This is a genomic window from Metabacillus halosaccharovorans, assembly GCF_002019635.1.
GTDB lineage: Bacteria > Bacillota > Bacilli > Bacillales > Bacillaceae > Metabacillus > Metabacillus halosaccharovorans.
On record NZ_KV917371.1, the window covers coordinates 1,613,275 to 1,632,385 of the forward strand.

The following is a 19,111-nucleotide window of genomic DNA, read 5'->3' on the forward strand; positions in this document are numbered from 1 at the left end:
TGTAAAGAATGCAGGTGCCCCTCTTCTTGATCATTCCTGTTTTTTTACGTAATTATTTTTCTTTCACACTCTATTATGATATGATTACAAATTGATAAAAGATAGCTATGGAGGAAATAACATGTTGTATCTAGACAACAGTGCAACAACAAAACCTTATAAAGATGTCCTTTCAACTTACATGAAAGTGACAGAAGATTATTTTGCAAATCCTTCTTCAATCCATAAATTAGGAAGTAAAGCTGAAGCTTTATTGGTTCAATCAAGAAAACAAGTTGCAGGCTTATTAAATGTTTCGGATGAAGAGATCATCTTTACTTCAGGTGGAACTGAAGGAAATAATTTAGCAATAAAGGGTGCAGCATTCGCATATAAGCACAAGGGTAACCATTTAATCACATCTGTTATTGAACATCCATCTGTTTTAGAAGCGTTTAAACAATTAGAAGCCATTCATGGTTTTCAGGTAACATACTTAGAGGTAGACGAAAATGGACGAGTATCTGTTGATGAGTTGAAAGAAGCTATACAGGAAAATACGATTCTTGTTTCTGTTATGCATGTACATAATGAAATAGGAATGATTCAACCAATTGAACAGATTGGAAAGATGATTAAGCAATACTCAAATGCTATTTTCCATGTTGACTATGTTCAGGGTGTAACAAAGGTGCCCCTGAATTTTTATGGAGCCGGCATTGATTTATGTACGATTTCAGGACATAAATTTCATAGCCTAAATGGTACGGGTGCTTTATTTGTGCGAAAGGGTATTCAATTAGTTCCCCTATTTTCTGGAGGGGCTCAAGAGCTACAATTAAGATCAGGTACTGAAAGCTTAGCTGGAATTGTATCGATGACAAAAGCATTAAGAATGTCTATGGAGAAAGCAAACCGACAGATAGAATATCTATTTGCAACACATAAGAAATTAAGATCTGAATTAACAAAAATAGATGGTGTTAAAGTAAATACTCCTGAGGAATTTTATGCACCTCATATTATGAATTTTTCAGTACCGGCATTAAAATCAGAAGTTCTCATCCACTTTTTCGGAGAGAACAATATATTTGTATCAACAACATCAGCTTGTTCATCAAGAAATAAAAAGGTAAGTCAGGCATTGCTTTCGATGAATAAGAGCGAAGACATTGCTAAATCCGCGATTAGGATTAGTTTATCACTTGATCACAATGAAGCCATTATTGATCCATTTGTGACAACACTTACAAAAGGAATAGAAAAACTAACGAAAGTTATGAGGTAGAAAAATGGAATTTGATCACATATTAATTCGGTTTGGGGAAATATCTACTAAGGGAAGAAATAGAAAGAAGTTTGTTGATCGTTTGAAAAAAAATATAAAAGAAGTTCTCAATCAATTTCCTAGCTTAACCTATGAAGGTACAAGAGATCGATTATATATTCATTTGAATAATGAGCAGCATGAAGAAATTGTGGAGAAGCTTAAACTTGTTTTTGGTATTCAATCGTTTAGTTTAGCTATTAAATGCAAAAGTGAAATAACGGATATAAAAGAAATGGCGTTAAAAGCTGTGAAAAGTTTATATAAATCGAATGATACGTTTAAAGTAACGGCTAAAAGAGCCGATAAGCAATTTCCATTGGACACTAATGAGCTTAATTATCAAATTGGAAGTCACATATTAATTCATACTGAAAATCTAACGGTAGATGTAAAAAAACCGGATATAAATGTCCGAGTGGAAGTTCGTGTTGAGGCTACCTATATTACTTGCTATGATTTCAAAGGTGCTGGTGGACTGCCGGTTGGCTCAGGTGGGAAGGCTATTCTGTTATTATCAGGTGGAATTGATAGTCCGGTTGCAGGCTTCTTATCATTAAAAAGAGGTGTAGAACTGGAAGTTGTTCATTTTTTCAGCCCGCCGTATACGAGTGAACGTGCGAAACAAAAGGTAATTGATTTAACAAAAGAATTAACAGCATATGGTGGAAAAATAAAACTTCATATCGTTCCTTTTACAAAGATTCAAGAAAAAATTCAGGAACAAGTTCCGGAAAATTATACAATGACATCTACTCGTAGAATGATGGTGAAAATAGCTGACCAACTCAGACAAAAGCAGCAAGCGTTAGCGCTTATAACAGGTGAAAGTCTAGGGCAGGTAGCAAGTCAAACCCTTGAAAGCATGGTGGCGATTAATGATGTGACGAGTACACCAATTTTAAGGCCGCTTATTACAATGGACAAAACAGAAATCATTGAAATTGCCAAAGAAATTCATACACATGATATTTCAATAAGACCATATGAGGACTGCTGTACGATTTTTACTCCAGCGAATCCAAAAACAAAACCGAAAGTTGATAAAGTATCGAGATTTGAAAGTTTTGTGGACTTTGAAGAGCTTGTCACAGAAGCGGTTAATAATGTTAATACTTTAACTATAACAGAAAATCAAAAAGATGAATTTGCAGATTTATTTTAAATCTGACTATCTAGATGAGCATGGAAAACAAACAATATTTTGTGAAGAATTACCAAAAAAAAAGATGAATGAAGCCATGTGTATTTACACATTCTATACTCACAAGGAGGTGATACACATGGCACAAAACAGCGGTTCAAACAGCTCAAATCAATTAGTTGTACCTGGTGCTGCACAAGCAATCGACCAAATGAAGTATGAGATCGCTTCTGAATTTGGTGTAAACTTAGGACCAGAAACAACTTCACGTGCAAACGGTTCTGTTGGTGGTGAAATCACAAAACGTTTAGTTTCTTTTGCTCAACAACAAATGAGCGGTTCTTTCCAAAAATAATAGAATAAACATGGCTACTAAGGGTGGGGGTAACCCCACTCTTTTCTTGTTCAAGTGTCCAACTCCACCGGAGATGAGTAAAGGGAGGTACATAATATGACAAGAGATGACCGTGAAAACATCGCAGAAGACGGTGAACGAGAGCAGCAACAAAGATTAGAAAAAAGTAGAAAACAACAAAGAAAAAGAAGAAATGAGCCGAAAAACGCGAAACAGGCAAATGAACAAAGTTAATATTTAAAAACAGACCCTCATAAGGTCTGTTTTTTGCATATTGCAAATACTAGGGTTGTATATATTAGAGTGCTTTTATTTCATAAGATTTTAAAAAGTTATATTTATTAGGTATAATATGTATGTATGATCCAAGAAGGAGGGGGAAGTATGGTAAGAGAAGAGCTTCTTGCGCCACCCATTTATAATTTAGTAGAAGAAATAGAAAAGTATTCTAAAGATGTTACAAAGGTAGCTCTAAAATGGGAAAATGAATCAGGTGAGACAAGTGAGATTACCTATAGTTCACTAATAAAAAGAGTAAATCGGATTGGAAACGCTTTCATTAACAGAGGACTAAAGCAAGGTGATAAAGTTCTTGTGGTGATCCCTAGAGTTATTGATGCTTATGCCGTTTATTTAGGAGCCTTAAAGGCAGGGTTAGTCGTTATTCCTAGTTCTGAAATGTTACGTACAAAGGATTTACAATATCGCATAACACATGGTGATGTAAAAGCTATAGTAAGCTATGGTTTATATACCAGTGAGTTTAAAGATATAAAAGAATATGATTCAATTAAAAAGTTTGTCATTCATGGATCTGAGCATGATTGGATTTCTTTAGAACAACTATTAAACACGCAAAGTACTGAAATGGAAATGGTAAAAACAGAATCCTCGAGTATGGCATTTATCTCCTATACTTCAGGAACTACAGGAAATCCTAAAGGAGTTGTCCATACACATGGCTGGGCATTTGCACATTTAAGGACTGCCGCTAAAAACTGGCTAAGTATAAAAGAGGAAGATGTTGTTTGGGCAACTGCAGGACCTGGTTGGCAGAAGTGGGTGTGGAGTCCCTTTCTATCCGTTCTTGGGAGCGGGGCAACAGGTTTAATTTATCATGGTAAATTTAATCCGGAGAAATATCTCCAACTCCTTGATAACTATAATGTTAATGTTTTATGTTGTACTCCAACTGAATATCGTTTGATGGCAAAGGTTGAAAACCTTGAGAATTATTCGCTTTCTTCTTTACATAGTGCCGTTTCTGCAGGGGAGCCGTTAAATCGTGAGGTAATTGAGACATTTGAGAAGTATTTCAATGTACAAGTTAGAGACGGTTATGGCCAAACAGAAAACACATTATTAGTTGGTGTAATGAAAGGAATGGAAATTAAACCAGGTTCTATGGGAAAACCAACGCCTGGAAATGATGTGAAAATTATTGATGATGAAAGCAATATTTGTAAGGTTGGAGAAGTTGGTGATATTGCTGTACATCGTGATACCCCCGCCTTATTTAAGGAGTACTATAAAGACTTTGAACGAACAACGATGCAATTTAGAGGGGACTATTATGTAACAGGAGATCGTGCAAAAATGGATGAAGACGGATACTTCTGGTTTGAAGGAAGAAGTGACGATATTATTATTAGTTCTGGATACACGATTGGACCATTTGAAGTGGAAGATGCGCTTGTAAAGCATCCATATGTAAAAGAATGTGCAGTAGTTGCTAGTCCTGATGAAGTGAGAGGAAATATAGTTAAAGCTTATGTTGTGTTAAGAAATCCATCCTTATCAGAACAAAAGGAAATGACTAAAACCCTGCAGGATCATGTCAAGACTTTAACAGCCCCATATAAATATCCTCGTGAAATAGAATTTGTCGAGGATTTACCTAAAACAACTTCCGGTAAAATTCGCAGGGTTGTTTTAAGAGAACGGGAGCTGCAACTAAAACAAGGATAACAAAAAAATTAAAACCGAGAGCTATTCTCGGTTTTTTTGATATTATCAGAATTTATTAGTTTTGTAATTAGTTTCAGTGTCTAGCTCCAGCGCCTAGCCCCTCGAGGTCATAAGTCAATTTGGAATTGAAGGCAAAGAACGCCTTCTATTCCAAATCGCCTTATGCTTGTCGGGGCTGACCAAGGCGCTTGCGCTTTTCTTATATGGTTTGTTCTGTGCTACTATTATTGAAAAGATTTTGACTTTGGAGGGATGGATAGTGGGTATTTTGTGGTATGGAGGAAGAATTTATACGCTGGAGAACGAAGGGAATACGGTACAAGCTGTTTTGACCAGTGAAGGTCAAATTGTAGCCACTGGAAATCCCAAATTTCTCAGGGCAGTATTCCATAAAGAAATCGCAAAAGAACATAATCTGCAAGGTAATACGATGATACCAGGATTAGTTGATAGTCATATGCATTTAATTGGACATGGGGAAAAGCTGTTAAGATTGGATTTTTCAAAAATAAAGAGTTCCGCTGAAATGCTTGATATGATAAAGCAAAGAGCAAGTGAAGTTCCTAAAGGCCGTTGGATCATTGGTGAAGGGTGGAATGAAAACCAATTAGAGGATAGTAAGATTCTTCATAGAACAGAACTGGATGAAGTATCACCAAATCATCCTGTTCTGCTAAAACGAATATGCCGTCATGCGCTAATTGCCAATTCAAAAGCATTACAACTTGCGAATATTTCCAAGGAAACAATTGATCCTGCCGGGGGAGTTATTGTTAGAGGCGATGACAATCATCCAACAGGTTATTTACTGGATAAAGCTCAGGATATGCTATTATCTATTTCTCCCTTTCCAACGTTGGATGAAATTCAATATGCACTAGAAATCTCAATAAAAGATTGTTATAAAAAAGGTCTGGTTGGTGGCCATACTGAAGATCTTTCTTATTATGGTAGTTTGGAAAATACTTTAAAAGCATACGAAAATGTTGTGGAAAAAGGACTGAAGTTTCGAAGTCATTTATTAGTTCATCATCAAGTAGTTGATGAATTTCACCTTAGAAAAAGAGAGAATGGTCCGTTTATAGAATTTGGAGCGATGAAAATTTTTGCGGATGGTGCATTAGGGGGCAGAACAGCCTTATTAAGCTTCCCTTATAAAGATGATCCGACAACTTCAGGGGTGGCTATTCATACAAAAGAAGAAATTGAGGAATTAATTAAAAAAGCAAGAAGATTTAAGATGGAAGTTGCAGTACATGCAATTGGTGATTTAGCTTTTGAATGGATTCTCGACTTAATTGAAAAGCATCCGCCTGGTGATAGACAACATGATCGTCTAATTCATGCTCAAATTTTAAGAGAGGAATTAATCGAAAAGGCCAAATCACTACCTATTATACTTGATATTCAGCCTCGTTTTGTTGGGAGTGATTTTCCCTGGGTGATAGATCGGATTGGTGAAGAGAATTTGAAATCCTGTTATGCATGGAAAACTCTCATAGACATAGGAATTCCTTGCGCAGGAGGTTCTGATGCCCCAATTGAGCCAGTGGATCCGATACTCGGAATTTACGCTGCAATGAAAAGGACAAGCGATTACGAAAAATCGGGGAAATCCTATTTGCCAGAGCAAAAGCTTAGTGTATATGAAGCGGTAGAATTATATACAAAGGGCAGTGCCTATGCTGTTCATAAAGAAAGGAAACAAGGGATGATCAAACCGGGTTATGTTGCTGATTTCACCGTTTTTGATCAGGATATTTTTGCGATAGATGCGGAAGAATTACTAAATACAAATGTTGTCATGACAGTTGTTGATGGTGACATAATGTATAAAAGGGGACAGTGAAAGCTGGCCCCTTCTTCAAAGTCTATTTACAAAAACGTTCTTTTTACTTTTTCCCAGAATGAGTTATCCTTCAACTTAACTGTTTTAATCGGGAGCTCACTTAGACTATATTCAAGCTGCTGTACATGACGAATACTAAGTGCTTCGTTATCAATACCGATCACCGGGTAATCGTTTCCATCCTGAACAACTTTAAGAGTTAATTTTCGTTTATCACTCAAAATAAAAGAAGAACCTAAGGTACGGTATAAATTGTTATTTAAAGATGCCAGTTCACTTACCTGTAAGCATGGTAGCATAGGATCAACAACTGCTCCATTTACTGATTTGTTATATGCTGTACTTCCGGTTGGTGTAGAGATTAGCATCCCGTCACCTCTAAATGTTTCGAAGTGAAGATCATCAATAAAGACATCAATAACAAACGTTTTAATAATACTTGAGCGGATGGAACATTCATTTAAACATTTGAATGAAGTATTATTGTCAATTTTTACATCTAAAACAGGGTATCTTCTAACTTCAATTTGAGATTCATTCATTGCTTGAAGCATTTTCTCCCGGTCATCAAGATGGAAATCACAATATAGACTTAATGTATCATCCACACCAATTCCTACATATAAACAATCTGCTCTGAAATTTGTTTTTCTTACAGCTTGAAGAAAGGCACCATCCCCGCCAATACTGACAATGATGTTCGCATTTTTATGATCTTCTACGACTTTAAAATCTCTTTCCCTTGCGAAATTGATCAATGAGTGAATTTTATCAATCGTGCTTTCATCTTTTTTGTAATAAAAATAAACATTTCGACGGTCTGACATAGTGAATCCTCCTTATATATGTATACCTCCACTTTTTTCCTGGAAGATGGTACAATACTTTATGTTGTTTAGTTTACCACTTTTGCACGATTAAATGTTTGATTCTGCTAGAATAAAGCATATTGAAATTCTAGCAAAAATTAGGGAGGTAGAAAAAAGATGAATGGTAAACGATGGGGAGCAATTGCTATAGCTGGGGTTTTATTTGTATTTTCCATCATTATAAGTTCGACAATGATGTTTCTAAATCAAAGTGAAATGTTCTCAGAGGCTTTTGCGAGCGGATCAGAATTCTCTGAAGAAGTAATTGAGGAAGGCTCTGAATTCAACAAAATCCTGGTACTGAATGTTAACGGAGTTATTCAAGATACAGGTGAAGATGTTACATCTTTCTTTAGCACCGCTGGCTATCAACATCAAACATTCCTGGATATGGTTGAAGCAGCAGGTGATGACGATGCAATTAAAGGGATTATATTACGTGTGAATTCACCAGGCGGTGGAGTGGTTGAAAGTGCTGAAATACATAAAAAACTCTTAGAATTAAAAGAGTCCAGTAAAAAACCGATTTACGTTTCTATGGGGACGCAAGCAGCTTCAGGTGGTTATTATATTTCAACTGCAGGCGATAAAATCTTTGCAGCACCAGATACATTAACTGGCTCGCTTGGCGTTATTATGCAATCTGTTAACTATGGTGAGCTAGCTGAAAAGTATGGTGTGAAATTTGAAACCATTAAAAGCGGCCCATACAAAGATATTTTCTCACCTACACGTGATATGACTGAAGAAGAGAGAAAAATCTTACAAGCGATGGTAAACAATGCATATGACGGTTTTGTAGATGTTATTACACAAGGGCGTCCATTATCCGAAGAAGAGGTTCGTAAGGTTGCAGATGGACGAATCTATGATGGAAGACAAGCAAAGGAAAATAAACTAGTCGATGAACTAGGTTATTTTGATGATACAGTAGCGACTATGAAAAAGGATTTGAAGTTGAAAGATGCGAAGGTCGTTCAATATGGGTCAGCCTTAGGATTTGAGAGCTTCCTTTCTATGAGTGCTAGCAAAATATTTAAAGAAGACGCCGAGTTATCAATTCTTCTTCAGCTTTTATCAAATTCAAATTCGCCTAGATTGATGTATTTATATTCTGAGTAAGGGGGACTAAAACGTGGACAGTACATTTGAAGGTCCAGAGCAAAATGAATCTGTTGAACAGATGCCTGTAGATAAGAAATCAATCGTTCATTATCCAAACATGCTTGCTGGGTTTTGGATTCGTTTTTGGGCATATCTAGTAGATTTACTTGTAATAGGAAGCGTAAATCGCATTATCATATATCCCTTATTCAGTTTTATTGGCTTAGATACAAGCGACTCATTTATCTTCTCTCCAGTTTCCATTGCAACAGCTATTACCTATTTTGCCTATTTTGTTTTTATGACAAAGTTCCTGAACCAGACTTTAGGTAAAATGATCTTTGGATTGAGGGTCGTATCGAATGATGATACGAGTCTAAACTGGAGTACGATTATATTTAGAGAATTAGTTGGAAGATATATATCTAAGATGATATGGATCGGCTTCCTAATTGCAGCCTTTACGCCGAAAAAACAGACTTTACATGACATTTTTGCAGACACACTAGTCATTCATGAAAAGGTTTTTTCAAAATCAGTAAAAGAAGAAACAATTTATAACACTAGTCCTTCTGAAATATAGATAATACAATTATGTTGTTCTTAGAACCTGCTATATAAAATAGCAGGTTTAATTTGTTTATATAGAGGTGATAATGAGAAATTGAAAGGATGTGATGAATTTGTTGTGGATCATAATAATTCTTATGATATTATTCTTTATTCTTTTTCTTATCTTCATCACAAAAATAACGATTATCCTTGATCTTCAACATATCGGAAATGATGATCATTTGAAAATCAAACTACGTGCTTGGCGATACATTCGGTATACAATAAATATCCCTCTTGTAAAGATCGATGATGAAGCCAATCTAATCATAAAAAAAGAACAAAAAGCCGGGGCAGAAGAGTCCAATCGTAAAGTAAAGGAAACGGAAAATAAAATAACACCAGAAGAAGAAGTGAGAGCTTTACATGATGTAAAAGAAATACTTCAACATATTATAGGGTTACATAAAATAGTTCGTCGTTTTTTAAAGAAAATAAAAGTGAAGGAATTCGAGTGGCACTCACAGATAGGAATAGGAGATGCTGCACATACCGGTATGATTACTGGGGTTGCTTGGTCTATTAAAGGTGGTGTTGTAGGACTAATCAGTAGCTATATGAAATTGCAAACAGTCCCTGTCATGACGATATCACCTGCTTTTAATGTTTTTTGCTCAAGGACAAAACTCAAATGTATGATTCAGTTTAGAATCGGGCAAGCTATTTTCGCAGGTATTCAGTTCATAAAATATTGGCGGGGAGGTCGTCCTCACTTAAAAAGTAAACCATTTTCATTTTTTGCAAATTAAGAATAGACGACCATTCTCGGAAGGTATATGAACTTGACCGTTTAGTTATTTCTAAAGGAGGATACATAAAATGAGTGATCATCCAATTCAAGGATTAATGAAAACCGCGATGGAAAACCTTAAGCAAATGATTGATGTTAATACAATCGTAGGCGATCCAGTCGAAACACCAGATGGTAGTGTTATTCTAACTGTTTCAAAAGTAGGATTTGGGTTTGCTGCCGGTGGTAGTGAATTTAATTCAACAAGTACAGAAGGAAGTAATGGGCAAAATGGTCCTAAGCTTCCGTTTGGTGGAGGAAGTGGAGGAGGAGTTTCAATTACTCCAATTGCTTTTTTAATTGTTTCATCAAATGGCGTGAAAATGCTTCATCTAGATGAAAGTACTCATTTATATGAGAAAATACTAGAAGCTGCTCCTCAAGCAGTTGAAAAGATTCAAGGTGTCTTTAAGAAAAATAAAGATAATGAGTCATCTAAGAGTGATCCGTTGGAAAATACTGGTTCAACGAACAAGCAAGATTTAGATATTTAACTGCCTACTAGTAGGCAGTTATTTTTCTGAAGAAGAATATGAAGAGATAATCATATTTATTGATAAATATGGAAAGCTAGGATATATTTACTCTGTACATAATTTTAAGGGAGGAATTTCGGTATGGCTTCAATTACGTTTAAAAACAACCCTGTAACTTTGATTGGAAATGAAGTAAATGTAGGTGATCAAGCACCAGACTTTACTGTATTATCAAATGATTTATCTCCTGTTACATTAGCGAATTCAAAGGGGAAAGTACGCATTATCTCAGTCGTACCATCTATTGATACTGGTGTATGTGATGCACAAACTCGTCGTTTTAACGAAGATGCATCCAATCTTTCAAATGTAGAAGTTTTAACAATCAGTATGGACTTACCATTTGCACAAAAGAGATGGTGTGCATCAAACGGGCTTGAAAATGTTCAAACATTATCAGACCATCGTGACGCATCTTTTGGTGAAGCATACGGTGTCCTTATTAAAGAATTACGTTTACTTGCTCGTTCGGTCTTTGTAGTAGATTCAAACGATAAAGTAACGTATGTTGAATACGTAAGTGAAGCAACGAATCATCCTAACTATGAAGCAGCAATCGAAGCAGCAAAAACAGCTCAATAAGTTGTAGAAAAAGGACTGTCCATTACATTTGGGGAGTCCTTTTTTTATAGGTTTAGAAAGTAGGCTGACCAAGGTGCTTGCGCTTTTATACTCGTCTAGGAAATTATAAAATTCTTGAACTGTGGATAAGTGCGCGACATCCAGCTCCAGCGCCTAGCCCCTCTAGGGTCTAGCCACAAAGGAATTGAAGACAAAGAACGTCTTCTATTCCTTTGCGTCTTATGCTTGTCGGGGCTGATCAAGGCGCTTGCGCTTTTGTACATAAAGAATTGTTTTCATTTATTTTGACTAAAATATGAAGTATGTCTAGAATGGTAAGAGGGAAAAGGCTAGGAGGAGTAAATGAATGAAAACACTATCGAAAATCGAAAATTTGTTTACGGTTATAAATGAAACAGCAGATTTACTTGCGGCCGAATGTAAAATTAGTTACATAGAAGCATTGGCTGAAACAGGGGAAAATTTATTTCAAGGAACAATACTTCAAGAGAACCTTAGTGAAGTAACAGTAAAGAGCCTGGAGAGAAAATATGATTCGGTTTCTTTACATACATTTGATAAAGAAGAAATTCGTAAGGCATATCAATTGGCAATTTTAAAGGGCTTAAAAGAAGGAGCCCAGCCAAATCATCAAATGACCCCTGATACAATAGGATTGTTTTTAGGGTATTTAGTAAGTAACTTCATTGGACAAAGAAACGTTCTTTCCATACTAGATCCTGCGGTAGGAACAGGTAACCTACTAACAACGACCTTAAATTATTTAGCAATAGAGAATACAAATAGCTATGGTGTTGAAGTGGATGATTTACTTATTAGATTAGCATATATCAATGCAAATCTCCAAGAGCATCCAACACACTTTTATAATCAGGACAGTTTAGAAAGATTATTAATTGATCCTGTAGATGTGGTAGTTTGTGATCTGCCTGTCGGTTATTATCCGAATGATCTAGAGGCGAGTAGATACGAATTAAAGGCGGATGAAGGACATTCGTATTCCCATCATTTATTTATGGAACAAAGCATAGATCATATTAAAGAGGACGGGTATCTTTTCTTTATTGTTCCAAATTCTTTATTTGAAACAAAAGAAGCTCCAAAATTAAATAAGTACTTAAAAGAAACAGCCATTATTCAAGGGTTTATTAAATTGCCTTTATCTTTATTTAAAGATGAGAGACATGGTAAAAGCATCTTAATTCTACAGAAAAAAGGTCCTGAAGCAAAAATGCCTAAACAAGCAATACTTGCAGAGCTACCAAAGTTTTCGAATGTAGATGCAATGAATTCAATCATGAAACAAATGGATCAATGGTTTAAGGATAATAAGGATAAAAATTGAGGCTCATGGTGAATGAGTCTCTTTTTTACGTGAAAGAAACCGCATACTTTTTCTTCCTATACAAACAGTACCACCACTTAATTTACCAGCCAAATTAATTGAATAATACAAATTTTATCTGTAACCGATTGCAATTTTATCAAGTCCTTGAAATGTCGAAAAGGCAGTGTTTAAATGGAAAAGGCAGATAATAATCAGAGACATTTTGTAGAGAATAAGAATGTTTAGAAAAAAGACAAGAGGTACAATTTATCGGAATAATTCTAAAATGAATCCCTCTAAATGATTTTTGTAATTTACTGATCGTTTTACATATATTTTTGTTGTTTACGACAGTTGTTTAAAATGAAAAGGAGCGAAACTAGATGGGTAAAATTATCGCAATCAATGCAGGTAGTTCGTCACTAAAATTCCAACTATTTGACATGCCAAGTGAAAAAGTTCTAACAAAAGGGTTAGTGGAAAGAATTGGAATCAATGACTCTGTTTTTAGCATTTCAGTTAATGATGAAAAACAAACAGAGGTAACAGACATTCCTGATCATGCTGTTGCTGTTAAAATTTTATTATCCAAATTGACTGATTTGGGAATCATTAAATCCTTAGATGAAATTGATGGGATCGGACACCGTGTTGTACATGGTGGTGAAGTGTTTAATGACTCTGCTTTAATCACAGATGAAACACTTGAAAAGATTGAGGAGTTATCTGATTTAGCACCACTTCATAATCCTGCAAATATTGTTGGAATTAAGGCATTTAAAGAAGTATTACCAAATGTAAATGCAGTAGCTGTTTTTGATACAGCTTTCCATCAAACAATGCCGGAACAATCATTCCTATATAGCTTACCTTATGAATATTACGAAAAATACGGTATCCGTAAATACGGTTTCCATGGTACTTCACATAAATATGTATCCGAACGTGCTGCTGAAATCTTAGGTAGACCAATTGAGCATCTTCGTCTAATCTCATGCCATCTTGGTAATGGGGCAAGTATTGCAGCTATTGAAGGTGGTAAATCAATTGATACTTCTATGGGCTTTACACCACTTGCAGGTGTTGCAATGGGAACACGTTCAGGGAATATCGATCCTGCGTTAATCCCATTCATCATGGAAAAAACAAATAAATCAGCTGATGAAGTACTGGATATCTTAAATAAGAAAAGTGGTATTTTAGGTATTTCTGGTTTATCAAGCGATTTGCGTGATATTCACAAAGCGGCTGAAGAAGGTAATGAAAGAGCGAAAACAGCTTTAGAAGTATTCGCCAGCAGAATTCATAAATACATTGGATCTTATGCTGCAAGAATGTCAGGTGTGGATGCTATTATCTTTACTGCAGGAATTGGTGAGAACAGTCATGATATTCGTGCAAGAGTATTAAAAGGCCTAGAGTTCATGGGTATTTATTGGGATCCTGCTCTAAATATGGTTCATGGGGAAGAAGCGTATATTAGCTACCCTCATTCTCCTGTAAAAGTATTAGTTATTCCTACGAATGAAGAAGTTATGATTGCACGTGATGTTGTAAGATTAGCTCAATAATCGTGATAAAAGGCAACCATTACGGTTGTCTTTTTTAAAAATTAAAAAGGGCATATGTTTAATGAGGAAATAGTTCCAACACATGCCCATTTATAAAAATAAAAAGATTGTTAATTTTTTTCTTTTGACCATTAATACTTTACACCTACAAATTTTAGTTTATTGTTTTCGTTTCCTCTTTCTACAATGACTTTTTTCACTTGAGCAATGGCATCAATCATCCCGTTTGCATTAATCACAATTTCATCGGATCCGATGGTAAAGATAAATTGTTTCTTCATAACAAAACACTCCTTTCAAATGATAACTTGAGAACATGATAAGACAGAACAACAGCACTTTCTAGTTGATTGTCAGGTTTTGTTCCTAGTTTTTCTTGTCGAATATAGTGAGTCTGTAACAAAATCTTCATAATTGGAATTAAACAATGTCATTTCTATGACAAAGCTGATTTATGTTATGATAAAACTAATTAATTCACTAAAAAATACCTTTTATGCTTTTGATAAGGAGACATGTGGATGAATGAATTAGAACGTGAAAAGGAAATCTTAGAGGAAATAAAAGCGTGGGAACATGAATTGCAAAATGATAACCGAACAGATTTTCAGCGTACTTTTAGCCGATGGTTGGACCGGAAAATGGATGAAATTCCAGATCGAATGAAGAAGGTATTTTATGAAAAAGTAGATGCAAGTCTGTTTAATTTACATTCTGTTATACAAAATTCGTTTATCCAGCAGGATGCGAAGAAACAAATCATCTTATCTGCAAGAGCTTTAAATGAAAACATAATAGAAATTAGTGATTTGCACTTTCTCTCTGTTGATCAACTTCATTATTTAGCGGATTTACAAACTTCCAAGCACCGGCTATATTCATTTTTACAAGGAGGTATGACAGGAACTGGAGGATTCCTCCTGATTGGTGCTGATCTTCCCCTGCAGACAATATTGAATTTACGTTCTATTCAAATGATCTCAATGTGTTATGGATTTGAGATTAATAATCCTTATGAAATGATGACATCTTTAAAGGTATACCATGCTTCATTGATGCCGAAGCACCTACAGTATAGTCAATGGAAAGAATTAATAGGAGAAATTGATTCAGAAGATCATATGGGCTATTTTTATTCAGGCAATGAGGACTTAGCGGATGTGAAAAGTGTAGAATTTTTCTTAAAGCAAATCGCAAAGCTTTCAGTTTTATCATTGTTTAAACGTAAATTAGTTGCCGGTATACCGGTAGTGAGTATGATGGTTGGCGCAACAAGTAATTATCATGCTACACGGAAAATTACTGAATTTGCCAATAAATTTTATCAATACAGACTAATTACTGAAACAAAACAATAAAGTATTGGAGGATAGTATGAGTACGTTTGAACATAAACAGGAAGCTCCTGATCAAGTTAGATGTAAAGTAATAACAGTTAGTGATACAAGAGATAAAGATAGTGACAAAAGTGGTCAGCTCATAAAGCGTTTTTTAGAAGATCAAGGACATGTGGTGATTGATTATGAAATAGTCCATGATGAAAAAACTCTCATTCGAAGTGCTATTTTAAAGGGATGTGAAGCACAAGAAGTGGATGTTGTCCTAACAAATGGCGGAACAGGTATCGCCAAAAGGGATGTGACAATTGAGGCGGTTGAATCATTGATTGAAAAAGAAATTCCTGGCTTTGGTGAGATTTTTAGAATGCTGAGCTATCGAGATGATATAGGATCTGCCGCTATATTAAGTAGAGCAATTGCTGGAGTGTCCATGGATACAGCGGTATTTGCCATGCCGGGATCTTCAGGGGCTGTTAAACTAGCGATGGAAAAACTCATTTTACCTGAGTTAGGACATATCGTAAGAGAAATTCAAAAGGATCTGTAAAAGAAGGTTGTAAAACACAGCCTTCTTTTCTTATACATTTGAATTTGTTATTAATTATGTATTTTAGCATTTGAGATATGCTGTGTCGTGCGAAACCAAATCCATAAATCATTGATAATAGAAGCGAGCTCGGAAATTTCATGATTTAATTCACAAGATCGATTAAAATCTTCTTCGATGTTCAATGCTTCCTGCTTATTATTTATTTCTGCCTCAAGCTCCCCGATTCGATCTGGAATACTCCCTCGAATTGTTTCCCATTCGGTTAATATTTTATTTTGAATCTGAAGGTTATAGGCTGTCCATGATTTTGTTAATTGTGGAACCTTTATTTTAAGTCTTTGATCATAGGTAAAGTAATCGCTCAATTTTTCTTCCTCCATTCTGATCTTTCCTTATTTTACAATACCTCCAATCATTCATCTACCATCACAAAAATGAGAAAAATGAATAAAATATAATAAAATTTAATTTTTATACAAAAAATCTGCAAAAATATACAATTTTTCTATTGACGAAATAGGGAAACAGTTGGTAAAGTGGTACCTATACAAGAGATGTATTTTTATAAACACACATTCATTTTTATACAACCGAGGAGGAACAAATAGATGAAAAAGGTAGTTTTAGCATATTCCGGAGGATTAGATACCTCTGTTGCAATTAAATGGTTACAAGAACAAGGTTATGATGTTGTTGCGGCATGTCTTGATGTAGGTGAAGGAAAAGATACTGCATTTGTTCAACAAAAAGCTCTTCAAGTAGGTGCAGTTGAATCATATATGATTGATGCTAAAGAAGAATTTGCAAATGACTTTGCGTTAGTAGCACTACAAGCACATACATTATATGAAGGAAAATATCCATTAGTATCTGCACTATCACGTCCATTAATCGCAAAGAAGCTTGTGGAAATCGCAGAGAAAGAAAACGCAGTTGCAGTTGCTCATGGTTGTACTGGAAAAGGAAACGACCAAGTACGTTTTGAAGTTTCAATCAAAGCTTTAAATCCGGAACTTGAAGTACTTGCTCCAGTTAGAGAATGGGGTTGGTCACGTGAAGAAGAAATTGAATATGCTTCTAAGCACGGTATTCCGATTCCGATCAATTTAGATAGCCCATATTCAATCGACCAAAACCTGTGGGGAAGAAGTAATGAGTGTGGTATTTTAGAAGATCCATGGGCTGCGCCACCAGAAGGTGCATACGATTTAACAACACCTTTAGAAAAAACACCTGACCAAGCAGAAATAATTGAAATTGACTTTGAACAAGGTGTTCCAGTAAAGATCAATGGTAAAGCATATCCTTTACATGAACTTATTTTAACTTTAAATGAAATTGCTGGTAGACATGGTGTGGGACGTATCGATCATGTTGAAAACAGACTTGTGGGAATTAAATCTCGTGAAGTGTACGAATGCCCTGGTGCAATGACGTTAATTAAAGCACATAAAGAACTTGAGGATTTAACACTTGTAAAAGAAGTCGCTCACTTCAAACCAGTTATAGAGCAAAAAATGGCTGAACTTATCTACAATGGTTTATGGTTTTCTCCATTAAAACCTGCCCTGCATGCATTCTTAAAAGAAACACAAAAGTATGTTACAGGTACTGTAAGAGTAAAATTATTTAAAGGTCATGCCATCGTAGAGGGAAGAAAATCAGAGTATTCTTTATATGATGAAAAGCTTGCAACATATACAAAAGACGATGCATTTGATCACAATGCAGCAATCGGATTTATTGAATTATTTGGATTACCAACAAAAGTAAACAGCATGGTGAAAAACAAGAAGGTGGAAGTATGAAAAAACTCTGGGGTGGACGCTTCCAAAAAACCCCTGAACAATGGGTGGATGAGTTCGGCGCATCCATCCATTTTGATCAGGAATTAGTTGAGGAAGACATCACTGGCAGTCTTGCACATGTTGATATGCTAGGCAAGTGTGGGATTATTAGCAAAGAAGAAGCAGATCAAATTACAAATGGCTTAACAACTCTTTTAGAAAAAGCCAAAAAGAATGAGCTTACTTTTTCCGTTAACTATGAAGATATTCATCTGAATATTGAAAAAATGTTAATTGATGAAATCGGTCCTGTTGGAGGAAAACTACATACAGGTAGAAGCCGTAATGATCAGGTTGCAACTGATATGCATTTATATTTACGTAAGCATGTTGCAATGGTTGTTGAGCTTATTGAGGGTCTTCAAAAATCGCTGATTGAAAAAGCAGAAGAAAATGTAGAAACGATTTTACCTGGCTATACACATCTTCAAAGAGCACAGCCGATTTCGTTTGCACATCATTTAATGGCTTATTTTTGGATGTTGGACCGTGATAAGCAAAGATTTACAGAATCCCTTAAACGAATTAATATCTCTCCATTAGGAAGTGCAGCGCTTGCTGGAACTACATTTCCGATAGACCGTGAATATACTGCACAAAAGCTTAATTTTGCAGGTATTTATGAAAATAGTCTTGATGGTGTTAGTGACCGTGACTTTATCATTGAATTTCTAAGCAATAGCTCTCTTATGATGATGCATTTATCCCGTTTTTGTGAAGAAATCATTTTGTGGTGCTCTCAGGAATTCCAGTTTATTGAGCTTGATGATACGTATGCTACCGGCAGCAGTATCATGCCACAAAAGAAAAATCCTGATATGGCAGAGTTAATTAGAGGGAAAACAGGAAGAGTCTACGGTAATTTAATGTCTCTATTAACGATTCTAAAGGGACTTCCGCTTGCTTACAACAAAGATCTTCAAGAAGATAAAGAAGGTATGTTTGATACAGTTAAGACAATTGAGGGCAGCTTACAAATCTTTATCGGAATGATTGATACATTAAAAGTGAATAAAGAAAAAATGGAAAAAGCAACATCAGAAGATTTCTCAAATGCAACTGAATTAGCAGACTATCTTTCAACAAAGGGAATGCCATTCAGAGAAGCGCATGAAGTCGTTGGTACTTTGGTTTATCAATGTATCCAGTCCGGAATTTATTTAAAGGATTTGCCGTTTGAAGAATATCAAAAAGCCTCAAATCTTTTTGAAGAGGATATTTATGAGATGATCAATCCTTATGAAGCTGTACGAAAAAGAATGAGTGCTGGTGGGACGGGCTTTGGAGTTGTAAAGAAAGCACTTGAAAAAGCAAAAGCAACACTATCTTAATAAAATCATCGTATAAGCTCTTTATTTTCA

General features: G+C 35.4%; 20 protein-coding genes. 17 read left to right on the plus strand and 3 right to left on the minus strand.

Translation table 11 applies throughout. The annotated features are described in order from the left end of the window. Positions 1-121: 121 nt before the first annotated feature. From BK577_RS07425 to BK577_RS07445, 6 genes are all read left to right on the plus strand, one after another. The gene (locus BK577_RS07425) at positions 122-1,267 is read left to right on the plus strand and encodes a cysteine desulfurase family protein (RefSeq protein ID WP_078432328.1); all 1,146 of its coding nucleotides are present in this window, start codon (positions 122-124) and stop codon (positions 1,265-1,267) included. Between the two features lie 4 nt (positions 1,268-1,271). Then, positions 1,272-2,471 carry a tRNA uracil 4-sulfurtransferase ThiI gene (gene thiI, locus BK577_RS07430; protein WP_078432329.1) on the plus strand — a complete coding sequence of 400 codons (1,200 nt, stop codon included), beginning with the start codon at positions 1,272-1,274 and terminating at the stop codon, positions 2,469-2,471. Between the two features lie 118 nt (positions 2,472-2,589). Beyond that, complete coding sequence (locus BK577_RS07435) at positions 2,590-2,805, plus strand: alpha/beta-type small acid-soluble spore protein (RefSeq protein WP_078432330.1); 216 nt, start codon at positions 2,590-2,592, stop codon at positions 2,803-2,805. A gap of 96 nt (positions 2,806-2,901) precedes the next feature. Then, the gene (locus BK577_RS25915) at positions 2,902-3,039 is read left to right on the plus strand and encodes a hypothetical protein (protein WP_156931967.1); all 138 of its coding nucleotides are present in this window, start codon (positions 2,902-2,904) and stop codon (positions 3,037-3,039) included. Between the two features lie 150 nt (positions 3,040-3,189). After that, the gene (gene mbcS / locus BK577_RS07440) at positions 3,190-4,773 is read left to right on the plus strand and encodes an acyl-CoA synthetase MbcS (protein ID WP_078432331.1); all 1,584 of its coding nucleotides are present in this window, start codon (positions 3,190-3,192) and stop codon (positions 4,771-4,773) included. A 259-nt stretch (positions 4,774-5,032) separates the two neighbouring features. Next, entirely contained in the window at positions 5,033-6,622 is a 1,590-nt protein-coding gene (locus BK577_RS07445; protein WP_078432332.1) for an amidohydrolase, read from the plus strand. A 26-nt stretch (positions 6,623-6,648) separates the two neighbouring features. Here the strand turns inward: BK577_RS07445 and BK577_RS07450 are convergent, their stop codons facing one another. Next, entirely contained in the window at positions 6,649-7,449 is an 801-nt protein-coding gene (locus BK577_RS07450; protein WP_078432333.1) for an NAD kinase, read from the minus strand. Between the two features lie 159 nt (positions 7,450-7,608). Here BK577_RS07450 and sppA point away from each other — a divergent pair, with 159 nt between their 5' ends. The 7 genes from sppA (at position 7,609) to BK577_RS07485 (ending at position 14,013) form a co-directional block, all read left to right on the plus strand. Further along, entirely contained in the window at positions 7,609-8,613 is a 1,005-nt protein-coding gene (gene sppA / locus BK577_RS07455; RefSeq protein WP_078432334.1) for a signal peptide peptidase SppA, read from the plus strand. A gap of 13 nt (positions 8,614-8,626) precedes the next feature. Beyond that, positions 8,627-9,178: an RDD family protein gene (locus tag BK577_RS07460; RefSeq protein WP_078432335.1), complete on the plus strand. Its 552-nt coding sequence runs from the start codon at positions 8,627-8,629 to the stop codon at positions 9,176-9,178. 100 nt (positions 9,179-9,278) lie between these two features. Then, on the plus strand, positions 9,279-9,956 hold the full coding sequence (locus tag BK577_RS07465; RefSeq protein ID WP_169908145.1) for a DUF2953 domain-containing protein: 678 nt from the start codon (positions 9,279-9,281) through the stop codon (positions 9,954-9,956). A gap of 70 nt (positions 9,957-10,026) precedes the next feature. After that, on the plus strand, positions 10,027-10,491 hold the full coding sequence (gene ytfJ / locus BK577_RS07470; protein ID WP_078432337.1) for a GerW family sporulation protein: 465 nt from the start codon (positions 10,027-10,029) through the stop codon (positions 10,489-10,491). Between the two features lie 123 nt (positions 10,492-10,614). Continuing rightward, on the plus strand, positions 10,615-11,115 hold the full coding sequence (gene tpx, locus BK577_RS07475; RefSeq protein WP_078432338.1) for a thiol peroxidase: 501 nt from the start codon (positions 10,615-10,617) through the stop codon (positions 11,113-11,115). A 346-nt stretch (positions 11,116-11,461) separates the two neighbouring features. After that, complete coding sequence (locus tag BK577_RS07480; protein ID WP_078432339.1) at positions 11,462-12,460, plus strand: class I SAM-dependent methyltransferase; 999 nt, start codon at positions 11,462-11,464, stop codon at positions 12,458-12,460. Positions 12,461-12,825: 365 nt separating this feature from the next. Further along, the gene (locus tag BK577_RS07485; protein WP_078432340.1) at positions 12,826-14,013 is read left to right on the plus strand and encodes an acetate kinase; all 1,188 of its coding nucleotides are present in this window, start codon (positions 12,826-12,828) and stop codon (positions 14,011-14,013) included. 131 nt (positions 14,014-14,144) lie between these two features. Here BK577_RS07485 and BK577_RS25920 read toward each other — a convergent pair whose 3' ends face one another. Next, positions 14,145-14,294 (minus strand): hypothetical protein, encoded by a 150-nt coding sequence (locus BK577_RS25920; protein ID WP_169908147.1) that lies wholly within the window; start codon positions 14,292-14,294, stop codon positions 14,145-14,147. Between the two features lie 240 nt (positions 14,295-14,534). On the opposite strand from BK577_RS25920, the gene BK577_RS07490 reads away from it, so the two are divergent. Both BK577_RS07490 and BK577_RS07495 read left to right on the plus strand, forming a co-directional pair. Further along, positions 14,535-15,371 (plus strand): EcsC family protein, encoded by an 837-nt coding sequence (locus tag BK577_RS07490; RefSeq protein WP_169908149.1) that lies wholly within the window; start codon positions 14,535-14,537, stop codon positions 15,369-15,371. Between the two features lie 16 nt (positions 15,372-15,387). Next, positions 15,388-15,900, plus strand: coding sequence for a MogA/MoaB family molybdenum cofactor biosynthesis protein (locus tag BK577_RS07495; RefSeq protein ID WP_078432342.1), 513 nt, complete (start codon positions 15,388-15,390; stop codon positions 15,898-15,900). A gap of 50 nt (positions 15,901-15,950) precedes the next feature. On the opposite strand, the gene BK577_RS07500 is transcribed toward BK577_RS07495, so the two are convergent. Continuing rightward, complete coding sequence (locus BK577_RS07500) at positions 15,951-16,268, minus strand: hypothetical protein (RefSeq protein WP_139367281.1); 318 nt, start codon at positions 16,266-16,268, stop codon at positions 15,951-15,953. Between the two features lie 243 nt (positions 16,269-16,511). Between BK577_RS07500 and BK577_RS07505 the strand changes: the two genes are divergently transcribed. Together BK577_RS07505 and argH are read left to right on the plus strand one after the other, a co-directional pair. Beyond that, positions 16,512-17,711 (plus strand): argininosuccinate synthase, encoded by a 1,200-nt coding sequence (locus BK577_RS07505; RefSeq protein ID WP_078432344.1) that lies wholly within the window; start codon positions 16,512-16,514, stop codon positions 17,709-17,711. After that, positions 17,708-19,081, plus strand: a complete 1,374-nt coding sequence (gene argH, locus BK577_RS07510; RefSeq protein WP_078432345.1) for an argininosuccinate lyase — start codon at positions 17,708-17,710, stop codon at positions 19,079-19,081. The genes BK577_RS07505 and argH overlap by 4 nt, the downstream gene beginning before the upstream one ends. The last annotated feature ends 30 nt before the right edge of the window (positions 19,082-19,111 follow it).

What these genes read in the sequence shown, in the direction of transcription:
- BK577_RS07425 (WP_078432328.1), top strand. Translation starts at nt 122, where the DNA reads ATGTTGTATCTAGACAACAGTGCAACAACAAAACCTTATAAAGATGTC.
- thiI (WP_078432329.1), top strand. Translation starts at nt 1,272, where the DNA reads ATGGAATTTGATCACATATTAATTCGGTTTGGGGAAATATCTACTAAG.
- BK577_RS07435 (WP_078432330.1), top strand. Translation starts at nt 2,590, where the DNA reads ATGGCACAAAACAGCGGTTCAAACAGCTCAAATCAATTAGTTGTACCT.
- BK577_RS25915 (WP_156931967.1), top strand. Translation starts at nt 2,902, where the DNA reads ATGACAAGAGATGACCGTGAAAACATCGCAGAAGACGGTGAACGAGAG.
- mbcS (WP_078432331.1), top strand. Translation starts at nt 3,190, where the DNA reads ATGGTAAGAGAAGAGCTTCTTGCGCCACCCATTTATAATTTAGTAGAA.
- BK577_RS07450 (WP_078432333.1), bottom strand. Translation starts at nt 7,449, where the DNA reads ATGTCAGACCGTCGAAATGTTTATTTTTATTACAAAAAAGATGAAAGC.
- sppA (WP_078432334.1), top strand. Translation starts at nt 7,609, where the DNA reads ATGAATGGTAAACGATGGGGAGCAATTGCTATAGCTGGGGTTTTATTT.
- ytfJ (WP_078432337.1), top strand. Translation starts at nt 10,027, where the DNA reads ATGAGTGATCATCCAATTCAAGGATTAATGAAAACCGCGATGGAAAAC.
- tpx (WP_078432338.1), top strand. Translation starts at nt 10,615, where the DNA reads ATGGCTTCAATTACGTTTAAAAACAACCCTGTAACTTTGATTGGAAAT.
- BK577_RS07480 (WP_078432339.1), top strand. Translation starts at nt 11,462, where the DNA reads ATGAAAACACTATCGAAAATCGAAAATTTGTTTACGGTTATAAATGAA.
- BK577_RS07485 (WP_078432340.1), top strand. Translation starts at nt 12,826, where the DNA reads ATGGGTAAAATTATCGCAATCAATGCAGGTAGTTCGTCACTAAAATTC.
- BK577_RS25920 (WP_169908147.1), bottom strand. Translation starts at nt 14,294, where the DNA reads ATGAAGAAACAATTTATCTTTACCATCGGATCCGATGAAATTGTGATT.
- BK577_RS07490 (WP_169908149.1), top strand. Translation starts at nt 14,535, where the DNA reads ATGAATGAATTAGAACGTGAAAAGGAAATCTTAGAGGAAATAAAAGCG.
- BK577_RS07495 (WP_078432342.1), top strand. Translation starts at nt 15,388, where the DNA reads ATGAGTACGTTTGAACATAAACAGGAAGCTCCTGATCAAGTTAGATGT.
- BK577_RS07505 (WP_078432344.1), top strand. Translation starts at nt 16,512, where the DNA reads ATGAAAAAGGTAGTTTTAGCATATTCCGGAGGATTAGATACCTCTGTT.
- argH (WP_078432345.1), top strand. Translation starts at nt 17,708, where the DNA reads ATGAAAAAACTCTGGGGTGGACGCTTCCAAAAAACCCCTGAACAATGG.